Here is a 16,969-nt window from a genome sequence, read left to right as displayed (position 1 = left end):
CCAGCGCCTGCCAGCGCGGGTCTTGTTTGTCGAAATGTCAGGACCACCGGGGAGGTACGTCCTCCACGCTCGTCCACAGGTTTCAATTATTGCTCCCACGACGACATGGTCGTCGCACTTGCCGTCGTGAAGTTCCTGGCCACTGAGGGCAACACCATCATGCAGACGAGCTACCCGCGGGCGATGTGGCTCACCGACTTTGCCAAAGACTGTGTTGCTGAACAACATCCGCAAGGCAACATCGCCCAGCGAGTCCGAAAGGCCAGATCATTCGCCCGTTTCCACTACGACGCATTGAAGTTCAGCGACCAGGAAATCAAGACCGAACTCGAATCGCTCTAGATACAGGAACGGGCCGGACGCTGCGCGTCCGGCCCGTTCTCTCGCGCTAGGCGCAAGATAACGATGGATGCTCTAGGCCGCTGAGCTACCTCACATCCCGGAGGATGAGAGAGCCGGGATTCGGACCCGGGTCTTCCATGTTTCGGGAGCAGCATAACACACCCCCCGCCAACCGGAGTCGGCGTCGGTGGGTCGTTGTGGGTCGTACGTCAGGCCGGGTTGGCGGAGACACGAACGTGGCCAAACCCACCGTGCTTGGCCACGTAGTACATCGCTATCTGCCAAGCGTCGGTGTGTCCTGATCAGCCCGAACCGGGCCGTCGAGGATGCAACCAGTCAACCTACCGAGAGGCCCAGTCGAACAGGGTGAACTGCTCGAACGCCGTGTCGTCGTCGGTGTCGAGCGCCGGTCGGACAGACGAGATGACGGGTAGCAACGAGACCGCCGCCGATCGCTGCCTCAGGGGCACGTCGACGTAGATCGCTGTGGTGGCCAGGGATTCGTGGCCCATGAGTTCTTTAATGACCAGGGAGTCGACGCCGGCTTCCCGCAACGCGGAGCCGAACCAATGGCGGAGGGCGTGGGGTGTGCCGGGGATGCCGGCGCGGTCCATGACGTTGGAGATGGAAGAACTGACGGAGTTGCCGAGCATGGGTCCGCCGGCGAGGTGTTTGGTGTTGCCGACGTAGGTGGGGAACCACCAGCCCCGGCGGGGCATGACCTCGGTGAGGTCCTTCAGGATCGGGTGCAGAGGTATCTGGCGTTCCTTGTCGCCCTTGCCGATGACCGTGATGGTGTTGACAACGGTGTCGACGTCGTCGCCTTTGATGGCAGCGATCTCGCTGACGCGGAGGCCAGCGTAAGCGGCGAGCAAGATCATCGCCCTGGTCCGCCGGTACATGCGGGTGTCCAACAGGATCGTCAGGTGCTCGTCGGCGACGGGCCGGGGCCGGCCCTTCTTCACCTTCGGGGTGGTGGCGATCAGGGTCGGGTCATCGGCCCGCTGGCCGGTGATGATGAGCCACTTGCACCAGGCCCGGATGGCGCCGTGGTAGTTGGCGCGGGTGGCTTTGGCCCAGGCGGTGGAGGTCAGGAACCGGTCGACGCCCTGGGGGGTGATGGTGGCGGCGTCGGGGATGCGGCGGATGATGGTGAGCCGGTCGGTGATGGTCTTGTCGGACATGCCGCGGCCCCGTTGCCAGAGCACCCAGTCCTGCAGCAGTTGCTCCTGCGCATCCGGCTGAGAGAGAGTGTCGGTATGGACCGCGGAATATCGCCTAGCCACCGGCAATGTCGCGATCGGGCAACCCGTTCGCCCCGTGCAGACGAGTCTGCAGGGCGTATCGGTAGGTTGTCTTTGTCCGTGGATAGACCTGAGATCGGGCCAATAGTAGGTTGTTTCGATCAGGGTGGCGCATCAGGCGGGCTGGGTCAAAGCATCCGGTGGAACCAATCTCCGACGTCTCGGGTCAAATGGCAGAACCGTCGCGCTATCCGGGGCCAAGGGTGTCTCAATTGGCGAAGAAATCAGCCTATGACTATCGAGAAGTGTTACGCTGCAACAAGTCTCGCGATATGGATCAGAAGGTTGGGGGTTCGAATCCCTCCAGGCGCACCACACTCGAAACATGTTTCAGCATAACATGTTTCGGGTTACTTGGTGATCATTGCAATGCACAACCTACTCTTGGGGAGATCACAGCCGCACTGAGTAGGGTGACGGATGTGGCAGTGGGTGGTCTCAAAAGCGTTGTGTAACAGCGCTATTGCTTCTGTAGAACGCAATGTTCCCCTAGGCGCGGACTAACGACCTACCAGATGCGCGTGTTCCATCCTCTGTCGTCGGCCTTTCGGGAGGTTCCGGCTGTGGGCGCAGCGGCCGGGCCATACGCGCGATGCTGCGTATGGCCCCAGCGCGGGCTGGATCAAGACGGACGGTTTTCCCGTTCACTTGCGCTGGTGTGAGTCTCTAGATGCCCACGGGAAGCCGCTCGGCGGGAGGTCTTCAGCTCAAGGTGACGAGAGGGTCGACACCCGCCACGACGGCGACGGCCAGGACGTGTTCGTCATCGGGGCCATGATCACTGTAAGTCCTGTTCTGGCCTCCCCAGCCCGCGGCCGGCGTTCCCTACTTTGCCCGAGGGTCGGTCACCGGGCTGTCCGGCGGGGTGATGCCGATCGCAGAGGGCGTCCTGATCGCGTTGTTCCGCCTCCGGCAGGTAGTGGCAGTCGATCCGCATAACTCGCGCGTCGTAGTCGAACCCGGCGTCATCGATTTGTAGGTCACCCGGCGAAGCAGCCCCCGGCCGCGGCGAGGATGCCGGACACGGGGAGTGGTCGCGGCCAGGAAGGAGCCCACCACGGACGAGGCCCGGCCAGCGCGGCCTAACCTAATCGTGTGACCGCCTCGGCAGCTGGGTAGTCCGTCGCTGAAGGTGACGGTGCAGCTGGTGCCGTCCCGCGGTGCGCACGTCCCCACGTGATGCAATCTGTACGAAGCACGAACTTGATGGAGGAGGAACAGTGAGAACCGAGCAGGACTTCTGGGCGGCTGCTGATTGGGCCGAACACGAGATGGAACTGAGTGAGGCGACCGGTGGCACGGTTCGGGGTGGCGCTGAGGCCGCCGCGCATGGCCGTCAGATGTTGGAGCAGGCCGCTGGTGGTCCGGCCGAGCTGGAGGAATTGCTGCGGGGTCGGTCGAGCATTCATCCAGACGCCGGACCGGGGGAGCACTCCAGGGTGCAGTAGGTGCGGTTGCCGGGGGGCCCAGAATCAGCAGCTCGCCGCGCTAGCCGCGTCCGAGGGTCGCAGTCCGAGTGACCTCATGCGTGAGGCCGTGGCGGAGTACCTGGCCACTCACCGAACGGGCTGAATCCCCGAAAACATCAGACCAGATTCGTAGGCTCTCTCAGCTATGGCGCGGCCATCGTCGCTCGCAACGCGCATATTGCAGTCAGGTAATCGAACATTATCTGCCAAGCAAGCGCGGAGCGTCGGGAAGGCGATCCGGGGTCACCGGAGGCCTCACCAGCACGAACGTCACGTGACAGAGGGGCCCGAGGGGTCACCTGAGCGCCCACGTTGCCTCATTTGACGTCGTGGTGGCTCCCAGCGTCGGTCGTCCGGTGCTCGGCCCTGGTGGTGCCCCCGCCGGACCTGCCCTCCCAGGGTTGCGTCAGCCGCTGGCGGGGGAGCGCGACGGGCGCGCCGCTCGTGCTGCACCCCGCGGCCGACCATCTCGCCCGCGTTGGGCGCACTGACGGTATCGGCGGGCAGTGCACCGTTTGTCCCCGGCCGGCGAACACTGCGATGGCTTCAATCCGACGCAGCTACTGACGTGATGGGCGTGGTCGGTCGGCCGTCGGCCACGACGGCTGCGGAGTGCCGACCAGATCGGGAGGTCGGTTGCTCCGTAGGAGGTACCGCTGCGGGACGTGTCACCGGACAGGTGTTACGGGAATGGGCGGGTCACGGTGCTGATCGGTCCTGCCGTGGTGTCGGCGACATCCAGTCACCCGTTCCCGCTACGGAACGATGACTGGCCGCGATCGTGACTGCATGGCGGGTTGTGTCCCGAGGCCGTCGTGTTTATGGGTGCCTGCCGGGAGATGAGGGTGGGTCCACCCATCCTGGCCGGCCATGTTCGCCGGCCACGCAGAAGGCCGAGTGGAACGGGCCGGGCGGCAGGTGAACCGTCTGGCACCTACCTTGTCGGTCTCCTTGCCTACGGAGCCGGTGCGCTGGCGACACCGATCGGTGACGACTTCGACACACGGAGCGGCCTCATGCGCATCGGCGTCATCGTCGCCTACCTGGCCGTGCAGCTGACCTGGGTCGCTGGTCTGGCATTCCTGCTCAGCGTTCTGACGGATGCTCCGCTCGGGGCCGTCGGAGGAGCTGCGCTGGTCGCCATCCTTTCGCAGATTCTCGACCAGATCGACGCTCTGGGAAACATCCGCCTTTGGCTGCCGACCCACTACGGTCCGTCGTGGAGCGGTGCCCTGGTCGACCCGATCCGGTGGGACGACATGGTCCGCGGGATCTTCACCGGACTTGCCTACGCCTTCGTAGTGGTGCTGGCATTCCTTCGGTTCCGCCGAAAGGACATCACCAGCTGAGCTGCCCCCAGCGCGCTCGGTGGCTATGTGCAAGGGCGTCCCAGTATCGAGTCGGAGGTGATGGCAACCTGTTTGCCTGTCGGTCGATTCGCTCGGTCAGTACCTGATGTCGGCCGGCTCGACAGTTGTCGGGAGTCCGGCATCGAGCCAGGCCTGCATGCCGCCGATGATGTCGGTGGCCCTGGACAGCCCCAGGGATCTTAGGCTGGCTGCGGCCAGGCTCGAGGAGAACCCGTAACCGCACACGACCACGATGAGCAGGTCGGGTCCGGCGGCTTCCGGTATCCGCCAGGGGCTGGTGGGGTCCAGCCGCCATTCCAGCACTGTTCGGTCGATGACCACCGCTCCCGGAAGGTGACCTTGGACAGCTCGCTGGGCATCGGTACGGGTATCGACCAGTAATGCCCCGGATGCAACCGCCGCCTGGGCTTGTGACGGATGTAGCCGGGTCATGCCCAGCCGACACTGCTGCAGGAGCGTCTCCACTCCGGGGATCTGGCTGTCGACCTGATCCTCATGGTTCTGCGTCATTTTTGGTCACCGGACGGCAATGGCGCATTCCAGGCGCTGGAGGTGGGTGAGAGGCGTGATGTCGCAGCAACTGCGGGAGCACAGTCAGGGTGGCGGTCACCGAAGTGGGCTCCATCTTTAGGACAGGACGGCCCACTGCCAGGCATCACCCGGCGGGTAGTTGAACGAAAACCCACATCTAAACCATTCTGTCGGCTACACGGGGCGAGCATTGAAATGTCGCGGTGCAGCGGGGGGTGCGCTGACCAGCATTCTATTTGCAGCTTGTGTTGAACGGGCGGACATTCCTTACTTTTGCTGACGGCCGACTTCGGCCGGATCCCGAATGGGGACGGTGAATGACGTAGGGATGAGGGGGCGCGCACGTCAGTGCCCACCGATAGCTGCTCACGCGCACCGGAAGACTTCGCGGCCCGACCGGGCGGCGGCGTCCTGGACGGCGAGGGTGTCCCGGATGACACCGAAGACCTCTGTCAATGGCAGGGGGGCATCGGCGATGCGCATGTTCGGGTTCGTGACGGCCACCGGATGCCACCAGGCGCCGTCGGAGGTGATCGTGGGCTCCGGTTGCAAGGTGTCGATCGACACGTGCAACCCGGTGTCTGCGGAGCCTTCCTGTGCAACTGGTCGGATGATGCGGTCCGCCGCGTCGATTCCCTCGGCGTCGAGCCGGGTGTGCAGCGCCTGCACGGCGCCCGGGTCCTCGTCGTAGAGCGTTGCAGCCACCCGTACCCGGAAGCCCATCGACCGGGCCTGACCGATACCGGCCAACGCCTTGGACCACGAACCGGCGCCGCGTTGACGGTCGTGCAGGTCGGGCGTCGCCGAATCCAGGCTCACCTGGAGCACGACACTGCGGTCCATCACCTCCAGGGTCTGGCGCCGCTGGCCGCGGGCGAAAACCATCGCGTTGGTCAGGATCGTGCGCTGTAGCCCGGACGCTGCCTTTACCAGATCGCCGAGCTCGGGATGCATGAACGGTTCCCCCCCGGTCAGGAAGACTTCGACCCCACCGAGCTCCCTGAATTCCGAGAGCGCCTCCGCCGCCACCTCCGGGGTGAGTCGGCGTGCGGGCGCTTTTGGCGAGGACTGCGCGCAGCAGTAGGTGCACGCCAGATTGCAGTCAAAATTTGTGTACAACCAGAGTCGCTGCCCCACCGGGGTCCGCGCCCCGCTCGTGAATATCGTGTCCGGCTGATGGCGAACGACTTTCCGCACCGTGAACCACCACGGGCCGTCCCGACCGTCGGTGGAGCGGGCGACCACCTCGTGCCCGACCAGGTCGGCCCACACCGGCAGATCCGTGACGACCGAGGGCTCGGCGCTGCAGATACCGAGAAGGTCACCCTCGTGCAGCTTTCGCATCGCGCGGGTGATGAGCAGCAACAGTCCGCTGCCACAGTCCATGTCCCCGCCGTCAACGATGCGATCCACGTCGCCGAGCGGTGTGGACGTCGCTGGTGTCGGCATGCATCCAAATTTAGCGGGCCGGCCGCGTCAATGCCGGGATGCCGAATTGATGTGTCCCTCATCGGCGGCGCCCAGCAGCGCTTGTAGTTACCGTCACGTCATGAGCACCGACGAAAGCCCGTCCCTATGGCCGTCCGACCCGGAGGCCCGAAAGGACTTCTGGCAGGGCGTCCACGACACCAAGGACATGGACGGGGTGTCGTGGTGGCAGTCAGTACCAGGCCTGTCTCTTGGCCTGGTCGACTCCGTTCACCTGGCGCCGGGGGAAGCCATCATCGACGTCGGCGCCGGGTGGTCCACCCTGGTCGACCATCTCCTGGCCCGGGGGTTTCACGACCTGACGGCGATCGACCTCTCGGCCACCGCCTTGCAGACGGTGCGTGACCGGCTGGGCGACGCCGGAGCGGGCGTTGTGCTCCAGGTCGCCGACGTCCTGGACCTTCAGCTGCACCGGCAGTTCGCACTGTGGCACGACCGCGCCGTCTACCATTTCCTTACCGAGCCCGACGAGCGGGAAGACTATCTGGCCTCCCTCGAACGATCCCTGCGGCCCGGAGGTTGGCTGGTCATCGCGACCTTTGGACCCGACGGACCTACCACCTGCAGTGGCCTGCCCATCGTGCGATACACCCATCAGGAGCTGGCCGCTCAGTTTCCTGGCTACCAGGAGGTCGACCGCAGTGGGGAGAACCATCTGACCCCATGGGGAACAGCCCAGCAGTTCACAGCTCTGCTCCTGCGCCGTCCAGCACCTAGCCCCCTAGAACCAGCTCGTAGCTGACCCCGCTCCCACTTTCCCGGTGGCTCGCCGAACAATTCGCCGGGATTCAAGCCGGCGGCGGCGTTCGTCGCGGTGAACCTCGGTCGGTGTACGCGCGTCGGTGAGTCCACCCCACGCTCCAGCTGGAGCGTTAGCGTCCCCGACATCAAGCGGGCCTCGAAGTCATCGATAGGATTCAGGCAGTCGCTGGCGACTCGGTACGGGTGCACACTGAGGACGACATCTGCCCGCCGGGCACGCTGCGGGCGACGGCGAGGGAGGTGGCCGACCGTGGGAACTCTGGACTATCTACTCCCGGACGGGCCGCCGGACACGGTGGCGGGATGGCGTGCCGTGGCCGATGCTCTGCTGAGTCCACCCTGCTGCACCTTCCACCGCAACATGGAGATCTCCTCCCGGTATGCGTGGCTCCATGCGCTGCAGCCTTCCTGCTTCAAGTGGGCCGGCATGGCAGCGATCGCCTCTCACCACGCTCGACTGGTCCTGTTCCCCTTCCGGTGGGATACCGACCGCAGCGGTTACGTGGACCTCCCGCGCAGCCTGAGCCGCCGGCGTCTGCTGACCGCAGACGCGAACACGATGCGCGCTGTCAACAACGCGATCTACGACGACATCTTCTGGGTGCACCTCGCCTACCTCGCCGGCGCCGATGGCATGGATGAGCTGCGGCGGCTACTACGCCCGCAGCACGAGTACGCCGGGATTCTTGCCGCTTTCGAGACGATCGACCGCGGTCGGGCAGTTCTTGATGACGAAGGGTCGCGGGAGAAGGCCCGACTCGCTGCCGTCGATATGGTGTGGGCAGGGAACCTCGCCCTCTTGGAGCACGAACAGCGTGTCGTTGTGCAGCCGCTATTCGACTGCCTGTCGGGGATCTACGCTCGGCTGATATCGATGGGCTCGACGACGACCTTCGAGGTGCGCGGCCTTCGGCAGGAGGTCAAGTACTTCACCTCCTTCCTTGCCTACTCCCTGACCCGCGGCCTCGGCGGAGCGCTGAGGACCCGCACTGTCCCAAGGATCACGCGGTTCGACGACCGTTGGCGGTGGCTCGAGACCAGTGTCGTCCCACGTTTTCGACGCCTGGACGCCGACCAAGCCCTGATCCACCGGACCCTCGACCGCGTCGTGGAGGACGCGAAGCGATTCGCCGACAGGCCCTGCCTGGTCCCCGGCTGACCATCCGGGACGGCATCGGCAGGCGGAGGCGGCCGACCTTGGTCAGGTCAGGGGTCGCGAAGGTAGCGTCGACCACTATCCGGCAACGACGGGCCGATCCGACCAGATGCGGCGGCGACGAGCGAGCTCACCGTCAAGATGAGATGAGGCGAGATGAGGAATCTCTCGACCGCAACCCCCGCTGGGCCAACCTCTCCTGCTGAGGATCAGACCCCCGCGCGGGGCGATCTGGTCGCGGTCGCGATCGCGATCGGGTTGGTGGTGGTGGCTAGTGCTGTTGGTTACGCACTACTGAACGCTGGTGTGCCGCTGAACCTCCAGGCGCCACCGCTGTTCTCGCGGGTCATGCCGCACGTCGGCGTCGGGTCGCCATTCGCGGTCGCTCTGGGCGTTCTGGGCGTGCTGTATGCGGTCCGCGTCTCGGCTTCTCTACGGTGGCGGCGGCTGGCCCCCGGTGCAGTGATCGTTGCCATCGCCTGGACGTCGTCGCTGGCGCTGGTCGACGGTTGGCAGCGAGGCTGGGCGGGCCGGTTGACCGCCGACACCGAGTACCTGCACGACCTCCCGCGGATCGGCGGGATCGGCGCCTTCCTGCGTGGATTCACCAGCCACATCGTGGACTTCCAGCCGGGCTCGTGGACGACGCATGTCTCCAGCCATCCGCCCGGGGCGACCCTGGTGTTCCTGGTGCTGGAACGGATCGGGTTGGGTGGCGGCGGATGGGCCGGGGCCGTTGTCATCGCCGTCGGGTCGACAGCCGGCATCGCCGTGTGCCTGACGGTGCGCGCACTGGGCGCCCCTATTGCGGCCCGCCGCATCCTGCCGTTCGCCGTCTTCTTTCCCGGCGCAGTCTGGGTCGGTGTCTCGGCCGACGGCCTGTTCGCCGGCGTTGCCGCGTGGGGTATCGCGTTCGCGGTGATCGGTAGTCGCCGTGGGGGGCCCGGTGGTGCCTTGATGGCCGGGGCCGGGGGCTTGCTGCTCGGATACACCGCTTACCTGTCGTACGGATTGCTACTGATGGGCACCGTCATCCTGACGGCGCTCGCGTTCGCCGCCCACCGCTGGATCTGGCTTGCCGCCCTGGCCGGAGCTGTCGTGGTCGCGACCACCTTCACTCTGGCCGGGTTCAACTGGCTGGACGGTGAACGCCTGGTGACGATCCGGTACTACCAGGGGGTCGCCAGCCTGCGGCCGTACTCCTATTACGTCTGGGCGAACCTGGCCGCGCTGACCCTGTCGGCCGGTCCTGCTGTGGCTGCCGGACTCCGCCGGGCGGTGCCGGTGGCGCTTCGAGCCAGATCGGCCGTCTTGGACCGCGAAACCTTCGTCCCGGCAGCACTCTCGCTGGCCGCGGCGGTTTCCGTCCTCGTCGCGGACCTGACCGGCCTGTCCAAGGCCGAGACCGAGCGGATCTGGCTACCGTTCGGGTTCTGGCTGATCGCTTCGTTGGCGCTGCTACCGAAACGGGCGGTGCCCTACGCGCTGGCCCTGCAGGTTCTGATCGCGCTGCTGGTCAACCACCTGGAGTTGACCTACTGGTGAATCAATCGACGTCTAAGGTCGAAGCGGCAGCCCGCGGGCTCGCATCAGCTGAGGGACGGCCGCGTCGGGGCGGTGACGGAAGCTTCGGATCCTGAGCGTGAACGGCATGGTGCTCCCGAAGTTCGGTCACCCGGCCGCCAGCGCTGAGTCGGCCCCTACCTGACACCGATCCGTCTGCTCCGTCGATCCTGCAAACCTCACGAGCCGGTGCAACTTCTTACCGGGTGCTGACGGCCGATCCGGTGCACTGGTCAAACGGACCGGTTCCAGCCATGATGATGTGAGTGCCGCCACGGATCTCCTGGTGGCCGGGCTCCGAACGGGCCGTGTTCGTTTCGGAACTGGTGGTCGATCGACCGGCCGGTGGATAGCGACGATGCGGGTCCCTAGGCAAGGAAGGCAGATGCGATGACCGAAACAGCAGCCGCGACGCGGTCGACGCAGGTTGGTGAGGTCACGATCTTTGTCCGGTTGTTCACGGCCCTGCGTATCTTCACGGGTCTGGTGTTCCTGACCAATGGGTTGGCGAAGGTGTTGAACGCGGGCAGCTTCGATCTGGGCTTTTTCTCGTTCACGCTCATCACCAATGCCTCCGCGAAAGGCATCCTCACCGACGCGGCGGCCAAGACCGGGATTCGGCCCCTTGGCGCCTTCTACCAGAGCGTAGTACTGCCGGCCTGGGGATTCTGGGGCGTGTTCCTGACCCTGGCCGAGCTCGCGGTCGGCATCGGGCTGCTGCTGGGTATTGCTTCACGGCTTGCCGCCGTCGGCGGGCTGCTCCTGATCGGACCAATTTGGATTCTGTTGTGGCATACGCACCTGTATCTGTGGGAGTACCCGGCAGAAGATCTTTTCCCGCTGGTGCTGCTGGCCATCGCCCCGGCCGGACGCCATTTCGGTCTGGATGGCCGCTTGGTGAACAGGTTCGGCCGCCGGTGGCCATTTTGAACCCGGTACCGCTCAAACCCCGGTGAGGGCTCGCCCGGCGGCGGCGGCAACCGCAAGGGCATCATGGACACCTGCGGCCTCACCCTTTTCGAAATCTTCCCCGTCGGTGGCCATCGTGTTGGTGACGTGTGCAAGGCACACCACCGCCGCGCCGCGAGCCGCTGCGTAGGCGTAGAGGCCGGCGGCTTCCATCTCGACGCAGGCCACTCCCAATTTCTGGGCGTGCGCGATCGCCGCTGCCGTCTCCCGATACGGGGCGTCGGTCGTCCACGACGTCCCAGTCAGCACCGGCTCGGCCAAATCGGTGAATGCGCCCGCCAGAGCGGCCTGTAGGCGCGGCTGCAGGTAACTCCACGGTGCCGGCGGTTGGTAGTGATGGCTGGTGCCCTCATCACGCAAAGCCCGCTCGATCAGGACGAAACAGGGCAGCCTCAGTTGCGGGGAGATGCGTCCGGCCGAGGTGATGCTGACCACCACGGTGGCGCCGGAAGCGGCCAATTGTTCTGCGACCAGCACCGCGAAAGGCGCCCCCACCGCCATACCGACCACTCCGATGGCGAGGCCTGCCACATCCACCGTCCACATCTCGGTGTGGTAGCAGGCCCATCCAGGATGGCGCCGACCATGGCCCGACCCTTGCAGGTAACGGACGATGTCACCGTCAGGATCAAGGAGGCAGACAGCCGGTACGGCCACGGTCCGTAGGCCCCGCTGTCGACGGCTCTCCCGCAGCAGGTTTGCCGGTTCGAACTCCGAAACTGCCGCGAAGTCCTTTCCGCTCAGCAACGGAGAGGACGTAGATTCAGCAGCCACCCCACCATTACAGCAGCCGCGGGTCGGCACCCAGCCGAGGCCTGTGCACCCGGCCGGTCACGGGCTCGACGAGTCGGTGGCCGCACGGTTGTCCTGCGTGGACAGCAGGTGGACGGCGGCCGCGAAGCGGGTGTCCGGCGCATCCGCGGCGACGTGGAGGGCATCGCTATAGGTGTCCACGTCGGTGAGAGTCGGCAGGGACAGGACCTCGAGGCCGATCCGCCTCAGAGCGGCGAGGGTCAGATCGTAGGTTTGCGGGTGCGACATGGGAATGTCTGCGAGCACTTCGGCGACTTCGACTGACTTCAGGCCGAGCGCCCACCAACCGCCGTCGTTGGCAGGCCCGAGGACCGCGTCCACCCCAGGCGGCTGCAGCGCGTCGATGGCCCCGGCCAACATCATCGGGGTCAGCTGGGGGGTGTCCATCCCGATCTGCAGCACCGGTCCCAGGCCGCCGGCGTCGGTATGCGCGGCCACGAGTCTGGCGGCCAAGCCGTCTCCACGTTGGGTGATCACTTCGCACTGGCCCATTGCCACGCTGATCGCCTCGGCGCGTGCGGCCAGCGTCAGATCACCGGTGATAGCCACCACGATGCGGGTGCGGACGCCGTCCCTTGTAGCAGCGAGCAGAGGGAGCGCACCAGCGGCCGCGGCCAGCGTGTCCAGCAGTGCAGCAGCGGCCAGATCGGCGGCGACAAGGGGAGAAAGTGGCGGGCACAGCCTTGTCTTGGCCTGGCCAGACACGGGTGCTTTGGCAACGACGAGAATGGTCGTCACCGTCATGGCCCCCTCCCGTGCAGGTGGACGATACGCAGGATGTCCCTGGTGGCGGTGATGGTGCCCCGGATCGATCCCGACACCTTCGATTTGGTTCCCGGGGCACGACGCCGGTAGCTCAGGTCGAACTCCTGGATCCGCCAGCCCGCTTTGGCCGCCTTGATCAACGTCTCCACCGGATATCCGCTACGCCGGTCGGTCACGGCCAAGGACAACAGATCAAGCCGGTAGCCCACCCGCACCGGGCCGAGGTCGGTCACCGACAACCCCGGAACCCTGGATGAAAGCATCAGAGCCAGCAATCGATTGCCCCACCGGGCGTGCCACGGCCACGATCGCCTCTCGACGGGCTGACGTCGACCTACAGCAAGATCGCATCTTCCCTCCACGACGGCGGCGACCAGCGCCGACAATTGGGCCGGGTCCAGCGACCCGTCGCAATCCATCACAGCCACCACCGCGGAGGTGGCCGCGAGAACGCCGGCATGGACAGCCGCTCCGTATCCTTTCCGGGGCTCGATGACCACGGTGGCACCCAACTGCCGGGCAACATCGCCACTGGCGTCGGTAGACCCGTTGTCCACCACAATGACCCGGTAGTGCGCCGGGACAGCCCGGAACACGTCAGGCAAGGCTGCCTCTTCGTTCAGACAAGGGAAAACGACGTCGACGGTGTCCCCTCGGCCGGTTCCGGTCTGTGATGAAGGCATAGCCGGCAACCCTAGCCGGGCCCTACCCGGCTTTCACGCTGTGCTCAATCCTGTGATCGAGGGCTCGGCCGAGCAAGCTGTCGGGATCGACCGACCGGTGCCTGTTCGGCTCCCGGGGCACACAGCCACACACCGCCCAACCAATGCCGACAGCATCGATGGCCTGGCCTTCTGGAAGGGTGAAGCCTGCTGCGCACCGGGCATCGGACAGGACCACCATGACGGCGACCGCCGGCTGCAGTGACGGCTGCGACTGCTGCCTCCCAACAGCAGCCTCGATTGTCGAACGTCGGGCCTTTCATCAATCACGGGAAGAGTCTGCTCCAACTGCGCGGTCCGGTCTGGTGACGATCGGGCGCGGCCGGATCGGCTTCGAGTCGCCGACGACCAGTGCGATGGGGTTCAGACGGACATCGGCACGGCTGGTGACTGGCTGACCAACACCGCGGCCAGGGAATCCAACGCCCCCGGAACCAGCGCGAAATATGCCCACACGCCGCGCTTGTCGCGGTTCAACAGACCGGCGTCGACGAGCACCTTGAGGTGGTGGGACACGGTCGGCTGGGTCAGGCCGAGCGGCTCGGTCAGGTCACACACGCACGCCTCGGCGCCTTCATGCGCGGCGACCATCGACAACAGCCGCAACCGGGTCGGGTCGGCGATCGCCTTCAACCGCTGCGCCAACACCGCGGCCGTCTCGGCGCTCAACGGCTCCCGGGTCAGCGGCGCACAGCACGCCACATCGGTCAGCGACAGCTCGGTTCGCGTGGTGATCACGAGGCAAGTATGCACCCAAACATTGACAAACGTCTATGTCTGGGTCATGGTGGGGACATCGACGTTCATCTATGAACATGTCCACCCGTGAAAGGGGTCGGTCATGACGACCACCGACGAACTCCGCGAACACGTCCGCGACCGCTACGCCGCCGCAGCAGCGGCCGTGGGATCCGGCTCGGGTCAGAGCTGTTGCGGGCCTTCTGATGCACTGGCCGTGATCAGCGAGGGCGACGAGTCGGACGTGTTCGGCGCCGGCCGCTACCACACCGGTCAGACCGACGGACTGCCCGCCGAGGCTGTCCTGGCCTCACTGGGCTGCGGCAACCCGGCTCAGCGTCAACGGGGTGCCGACCAACCCGTCGACGACCAGATTCCAGTCTTGCGCGTTGATATTGGGTACAGGCCCATGATTGCGGCTGTAGAAGCGGTCCAGGTCCGTCAGGTAATGCGGCTCTTCGCAGTTGAGGGTGTAGCTGGGTCGGCGCGTCGTTGCCGGGGGTAGGGGTCGAGGTCTTCCGATGATGGAAGTTCTGACGCTGTCCTCACGGAAGACCTCGACATGGCTGACTCTACTTTTTCGACCCCTGATCTGACTACGTTCGTCCGGTTGGACCCGCTCGGTTTGCAGGTGACCGGGCAGTTCCTGGAACCAGGTCGGGCGGTGCTGGCCTGCCGCGTCGTTGATCGCGACGACCAATGCGGACGCTGCGGTGGGCAGGGCCGGCCTCGGGATTCCGCCACGCGGCGGCTGGCGCACGAACCGTTCGGCTGGCGCCCGACGATCCTGCTGGTGACGGTCCGCCGGTACCGCTGCGACCGGTGCGGCCATGTGTGGCGGCAGGACACCAGCAAGGCCGCCGAGCCGCGGGCCAGGCTGTCCCGCGGCGGGTTGCGGTGGGCGTTGACCGCGTTGGTCTGCCAGCACCTCACGGTCGATGAGAATCGCTGAAGGACTGGGGGTTTCGTGGAACACCGCCAACGATGCGGTGCTCGCGGAGGGACGGCGGGTGCTGATCGCCGACCCGCACCGCTTCGACGGGGTGAAGGTCATCGGGGTCGACGAGCACGTGTGGCGGCACACCCGCCGCGGCGACAAGTACGCCCGCCGTGATCATCGACCTCGCTCCGGTCCGAGACCGCACCGGCCCGGCCAGGCTGCTGGACATGGTGGAGGGCCGATCCAAACAGGTATTCAAGACGTGGCTATCCGAACGGGACGAAACATGGCGGGCCGCAGTGGAAGTGGTAGCGATGGACGGGTTCACCGGTTTCAAGACCGCCGCCGTCGAAGAGCTGGCCGACGACGTCACCGTGGTGATGGACCCGTTTCATGTCGTCCGCTTGGCCGGGCAGAGCCTGGAACTGTGTCGACGCCGAGTGCAACAGCAGACCCTGGGCCACCGCGGCCGGGCCGGCGACCCGCTGTATTCGGCGCGCCGGACCCTGTCCACCGGTGCGGATCTGCTCACCGACAAGCAGCAGCAACGGATCTCGGCCCTGTTCGCCAACAAGGACCATCTGGAGGTGGAGGCGACCTGGGGTGTCTACCAGGCGATGGTCGACGCCTACCGCGACCCCGACCGCACCAACGGCAAGACGAAAATGCAGACGCTGATCGACACCCTGGCCACCGGCGTCCCCACAGCCCTGCTCGAGATCCGAACGCTCGGCCGGACGCTGAAGCAACGAGCCGCCGACGTCCTGGCCTACTTCGATCGGCCGGGCACCAGCAACGGACCGACCGAGGCGATCAACGGCCGCCTGGAGCACCTGCGGGGATCGGCTCTGGGCTTCCGGAACCTCACCAACTACATCGCCCGATCCCTGCTGGAGGTCGGCGGGTTCCGACCCGGCCTACACCTTCGATTGCGATGAGCCGGTAATGCTCGGCCAGGACGGCGGGGTTGGACTCCGCGTTGTACGGCTCACTCTCGTGGACGATCATGTCCGGATGCTTGTCCCAGAGTGTCATCTGTTGCACCTTTCCAGAATCTATCGAGCCTGCCCGCCCGAGTGGCGTCGTGCCGCCTACAGGTCGGTGTGTCACGTGATCACGTCATTCCCCCGCAGGATGCGGTCCGTACTCGCAACCGGTCCGACCCACTCCCGCCCATGCTCTACGGGCACCGACGGCCCTCACCTGGTGGAGGGGCTGCGCACGACGTCCGAGACTTTATGGAGAACAGGTAGTTGCCGCTGCACGCGCTGACCCTGTTGAGAATGTTGGAGGCCCGTCCCCCTTTGAGGATGTCCACGGCATGACGGCCCCCTAGAATGCTAGACGGTTTTGCGCCGGCTGATCGGGTAGATCAGTGCCGCCATCATGGCGGTGGCAGACGCGACGACGGCGAAGATGACACCGAAGTCCAGGCCGGCAGCCATCAATGGTGAGACCGTGAAAGCGGCGAGGGCGTAGCCGATCTGGTAGGCGGCGATGAGGGCGCCCGGGGCTGATCCGTGCATCGCGGTGAGGTCTTCTTGGCCGAAGCTGATAATGGAGGGTAGGAGGGCGGAGCATCCGAGTCCGGCCAGGGCGAACAGCGCGATTCCCAGTCCGGGTCCGGGTCGGTGTGTGACGGCGATGATCAGGTAGGCGGCTATCGTCAGCAGCGGGATGGTGCGGAACACCCACCGCGGCGGCATGACTTTCTCCAATGTGGCGAACAGTAGTCGGCCGAGGGTGACGCAGGCCCAGAATGCGGTCAGGGACAACGCGGCCAGGGTGGCGCTGGCTCCGAAACGGGTGCTCATCACCGATGCGGACCAGTTTCCACTGATGGTCTCCATTATCCCATACAACAGTGCGACAGCGGCGAACAGGTAGAAGCGGCGCGGAATCGATGCTGGGGTAGGTCGTTCCGGGATGGGTGCGGTACCGCCTAGTACTACAGTCGCACTTAAGGTTGGTGTCCTCGGGCCCGATAGTGGCAGTGCCGGGCTCGTTGTTGATGCCGTCGTCGCCAGTTTGATCGGG

At 65.7% G+C, this 16,969-nt stretch carries 18 protein-coding genes and 1 pseudogene; 11 read left to right on the top strand and 8 right to left on the bottom strand.

The window, feature by feature from the left end; all coding sequences use genetic code 11:
• Positions 1 to 342 (top strand): hypothetical protein (locus ABIB25_RS28530; protein ID WP_354531893.1); only part of this gene is annotated, 342 nt, incomplete at its 5' end.
• 341 nt (positions 343 to 683) lie between these two features.
• Here the strand turns inward: ABIB25_RS28530 and ABIB25_RS28525 are convergent.
• Positions 684 to 1,628, bottom strand: a complete 945-nt coding sequence (locus tag ABIB25_RS28525) for a tyrosine-type recombinase/integrase (protein WP_354531892.1) — start codon at positions 1,626 to 1,628, stop codon at positions 684 to 686.
• Between the two features lie 808 nt (positions 1,629 to 2,436).
• Here ABIB25_RS28525 and ABIB25_RS28520 point away from each other — a divergent pair.
• The 4 genes from ABIB25_RS28520 (at position 2,437) to ABIB25_RS28505 (ending at position 4,464) form a co-directional block, all read left to right on the top strand.
• Positions 2,437 to 2,625, top strand: a complete 189-nt coding sequence (locus ABIB25_RS28520; RefSeq protein ID WP_354531895.1) for an FAD-binding protein — start codon at positions 2,437 to 2,439, stop codon at positions 2,623 to 2,625.
• Between the two features lie 241 nt (positions 2,626 to 2,866).
• The gene (locus tag ABIB25_RS28515; protein WP_354531896.1) at positions 2,867 to 3,094 is read left to right on the top strand and encodes a hypothetical protein; all 228 of its coding nucleotides are present in this window, start codon (positions 2,867 to 2,869) and stop codon (positions 3,092 to 3,094) included.
• Positions 3,006 to 3,218, top strand: a complete 213-nt coding sequence (locus tag ABIB25_RS28510; RefSeq protein ID WP_354531894.1) for a CopG family ribbon-helix-helix protein — start codon at positions 3,006 to 3,008, stop codon at positions 3,216 to 3,218. The genes ABIB25_RS28515 and ABIB25_RS28510 overlap by 89 nt, the downstream gene beginning before the upstream one ends.
• A gap of 913 nt (positions 3,219 to 4,131) precedes the next feature.
• Positions 4,132 to 4,464 (top strand): hypothetical protein, encoded by a 333-nt coding sequence (locus ABIB25_RS28505; RefSeq protein WP_354531891.1) that lies wholly within the window; start codon positions 4,132 to 4,134, stop codon positions 4,462 to 4,464.
• Positions 4,465 to 4,560: 96 nt separating this feature from the next.
• Here ABIB25_RS28505 and ABIB25_RS28500 read toward each other — a convergent pair whose 3' ends face one another.
• Positions 4,561 to 4,995 (bottom strand): rhodanese-like domain-containing protein, encoded by a 435-nt coding sequence (locus ABIB25_RS28500; protein ID WP_354531890.1) that lies wholly within the window; start codon positions 4,993 to 4,995, stop codon positions 4,561 to 4,563.
• A gap of 387 nt (positions 4,996 to 5,382) precedes the next feature.
• Positions 5,383 to 6,465, bottom strand: coding sequence for a radical SAM protein (locus tag ABIB25_RS28495; RefSeq protein WP_354531889.1), 1,083 nt, complete (start codon positions 6,463 to 6,465; stop codon positions 5,383 to 5,385).
• A gap of 100 nt (positions 6,466 to 6,565) precedes the next feature.
• On the opposite strand from ABIB25_RS28495, the gene ABIB25_RS28490 reads away from it, so the two are divergent.
• The 4 genes from ABIB25_RS28490 (at position 6,566) to ABIB25_RS28475 (ending at position 10,915) form a co-directional block, all read left to right on the top strand.
• Positions 6,566 to 7,246: a class I SAM-dependent methyltransferase gene (locus ABIB25_RS28490; RefSeq protein ID WP_354531888.1), complete on the top strand. Its 681-nt coding sequence runs from the start codon at positions 6,566 to 6,568 to the stop codon at positions 7,244 to 7,246.
• A 270-nt stretch (positions 7,247 to 7,516) separates the two neighbouring features.
• Positions 7,517 to 8,425: a DUF2515 family protein gene (locus ABIB25_RS28485; protein ID WP_354531887.1), complete on the top strand. Its 909-nt coding sequence runs from the start codon at positions 7,517 to 7,519 to the stop codon at positions 8,423 to 8,425.
• Positions 8,426 to 8,578: 153 nt separating this feature from the next.
• Complete coding sequence (locus ABIB25_RS28480; RefSeq protein WP_354531886.1) at positions 8,579 to 9,967, top strand: YhjD/YihY/BrkB family envelope integrity protein; 1,389 nt, start codon at positions 8,579 to 8,581, stop codon at positions 9,965 to 9,967.
• Positions 9,968 to 10,375: 408 nt separating this feature from the next.
• Complete coding sequence (locus ABIB25_RS28475; protein WP_354531885.1) at positions 10,376 to 10,915, top strand: DoxX family protein; 540 nt, start codon at positions 10,376 to 10,378, stop codon at positions 10,913 to 10,915.
• Positions 10,916 to 10,927: 12 nt separating this feature from the next.
• Here the strand turns inward: ABIB25_RS28475 and ABIB25_RS28470 are convergent, their stop codons facing one another.
• From ABIB25_RS28470 to ABIB25_RS28455, 4 genes are all read right to left on the bottom strand, one after another.
• Positions 10,928 to 11,728, bottom strand: a complete 801-nt coding sequence (locus ABIB25_RS28470) for a nucleoside phosphorylase (RefSeq protein ID WP_354531884.1) — start codon at positions 11,726 to 11,728, stop codon at positions 10,928 to 10,930.
• A 57-nt stretch (positions 11,729 to 11,785) separates the two neighbouring features.
• Positions 11,786 to 12,511 (bottom strand): TIGR04282 family arsenosugar biosynthesis glycosyltransferase, encoded by a 726-nt coding sequence (locus tag ABIB25_RS28465; protein ID WP_354531883.1) that lies wholly within the window; start codon positions 12,509 to 12,511, stop codon positions 11,786 to 11,788.
• Positions 12,508 to 13,215 (bottom strand): glycosyltransferase family 2 protein, encoded by a 708-nt coding sequence (locus tag ABIB25_RS28460; protein WP_354531882.1) that lies wholly within the window; start codon positions 13,213 to 13,215, stop codon positions 12,508 to 12,510. Before ABIB25_RS28460 ends, ABIB25_RS28465 begins: the two co-directional genes overlap by 4 nt.
• Before the next feature lie 402 nt (positions 13,216 to 13,617).
• Positions 13,618 to 13,992, bottom strand: a complete 375-nt coding sequence (locus ABIB25_RS28455; protein WP_354531881.1) for an ArsR/SmtB family transcription factor — start codon at positions 13,990 to 13,992, stop codon at positions 13,618 to 13,620.
• Between the two features lie 103 nt (positions 13,993 to 14,095).
• Between ABIB25_RS28455 and ABIB25_RS28450 the strand changes: the two genes are divergently transcribed.
• On the top strand, positions 14,096 to 14,497 hold the full coding sequence (locus ABIB25_RS28450) for a class I SAM-dependent methyltransferase (protein WP_354531880.1): 402 nt from the start codon (positions 14,096 to 14,098) through the stop codon (positions 14,495 to 14,497).
• A gap of 57 nt (positions 14,498 to 14,554) precedes the next feature.
• Positions 14,555 to 15,870: pseudogene (locus tag ABIB25_RS28445) on the top strand (ISL3 family transposase).
• 402 nt (positions 15,871 to 16,272) lie between these two features.
• Here the strand turns inward: ABIB25_RS28445 and ABIB25_RS28440 are convergent.
• Positions 16,273 to 16,746, bottom strand: coding sequence for a hypothetical protein (locus tag ABIB25_RS28440; RefSeq protein ID WP_354531879.1), 474 nt, complete (start codon positions 16,744 to 16,746; stop codon positions 16,273 to 16,275).
• Positions 16,747 to 16,969: the final 223 nt, after the last annotated feature.

Source organism: Nakamurella sp. UYEF19 (genome assembly GCF_040546275.1).
GTDB lineage: Bacteria > Actinomycetota > Actinomycetes > Mycobacteriales > Nakamurellaceae > Nakamurella.
Note: the sequence above shows the minus strand (reverse complement) of the source record. Positions and strands in the feature narration are given on the sequence as shown.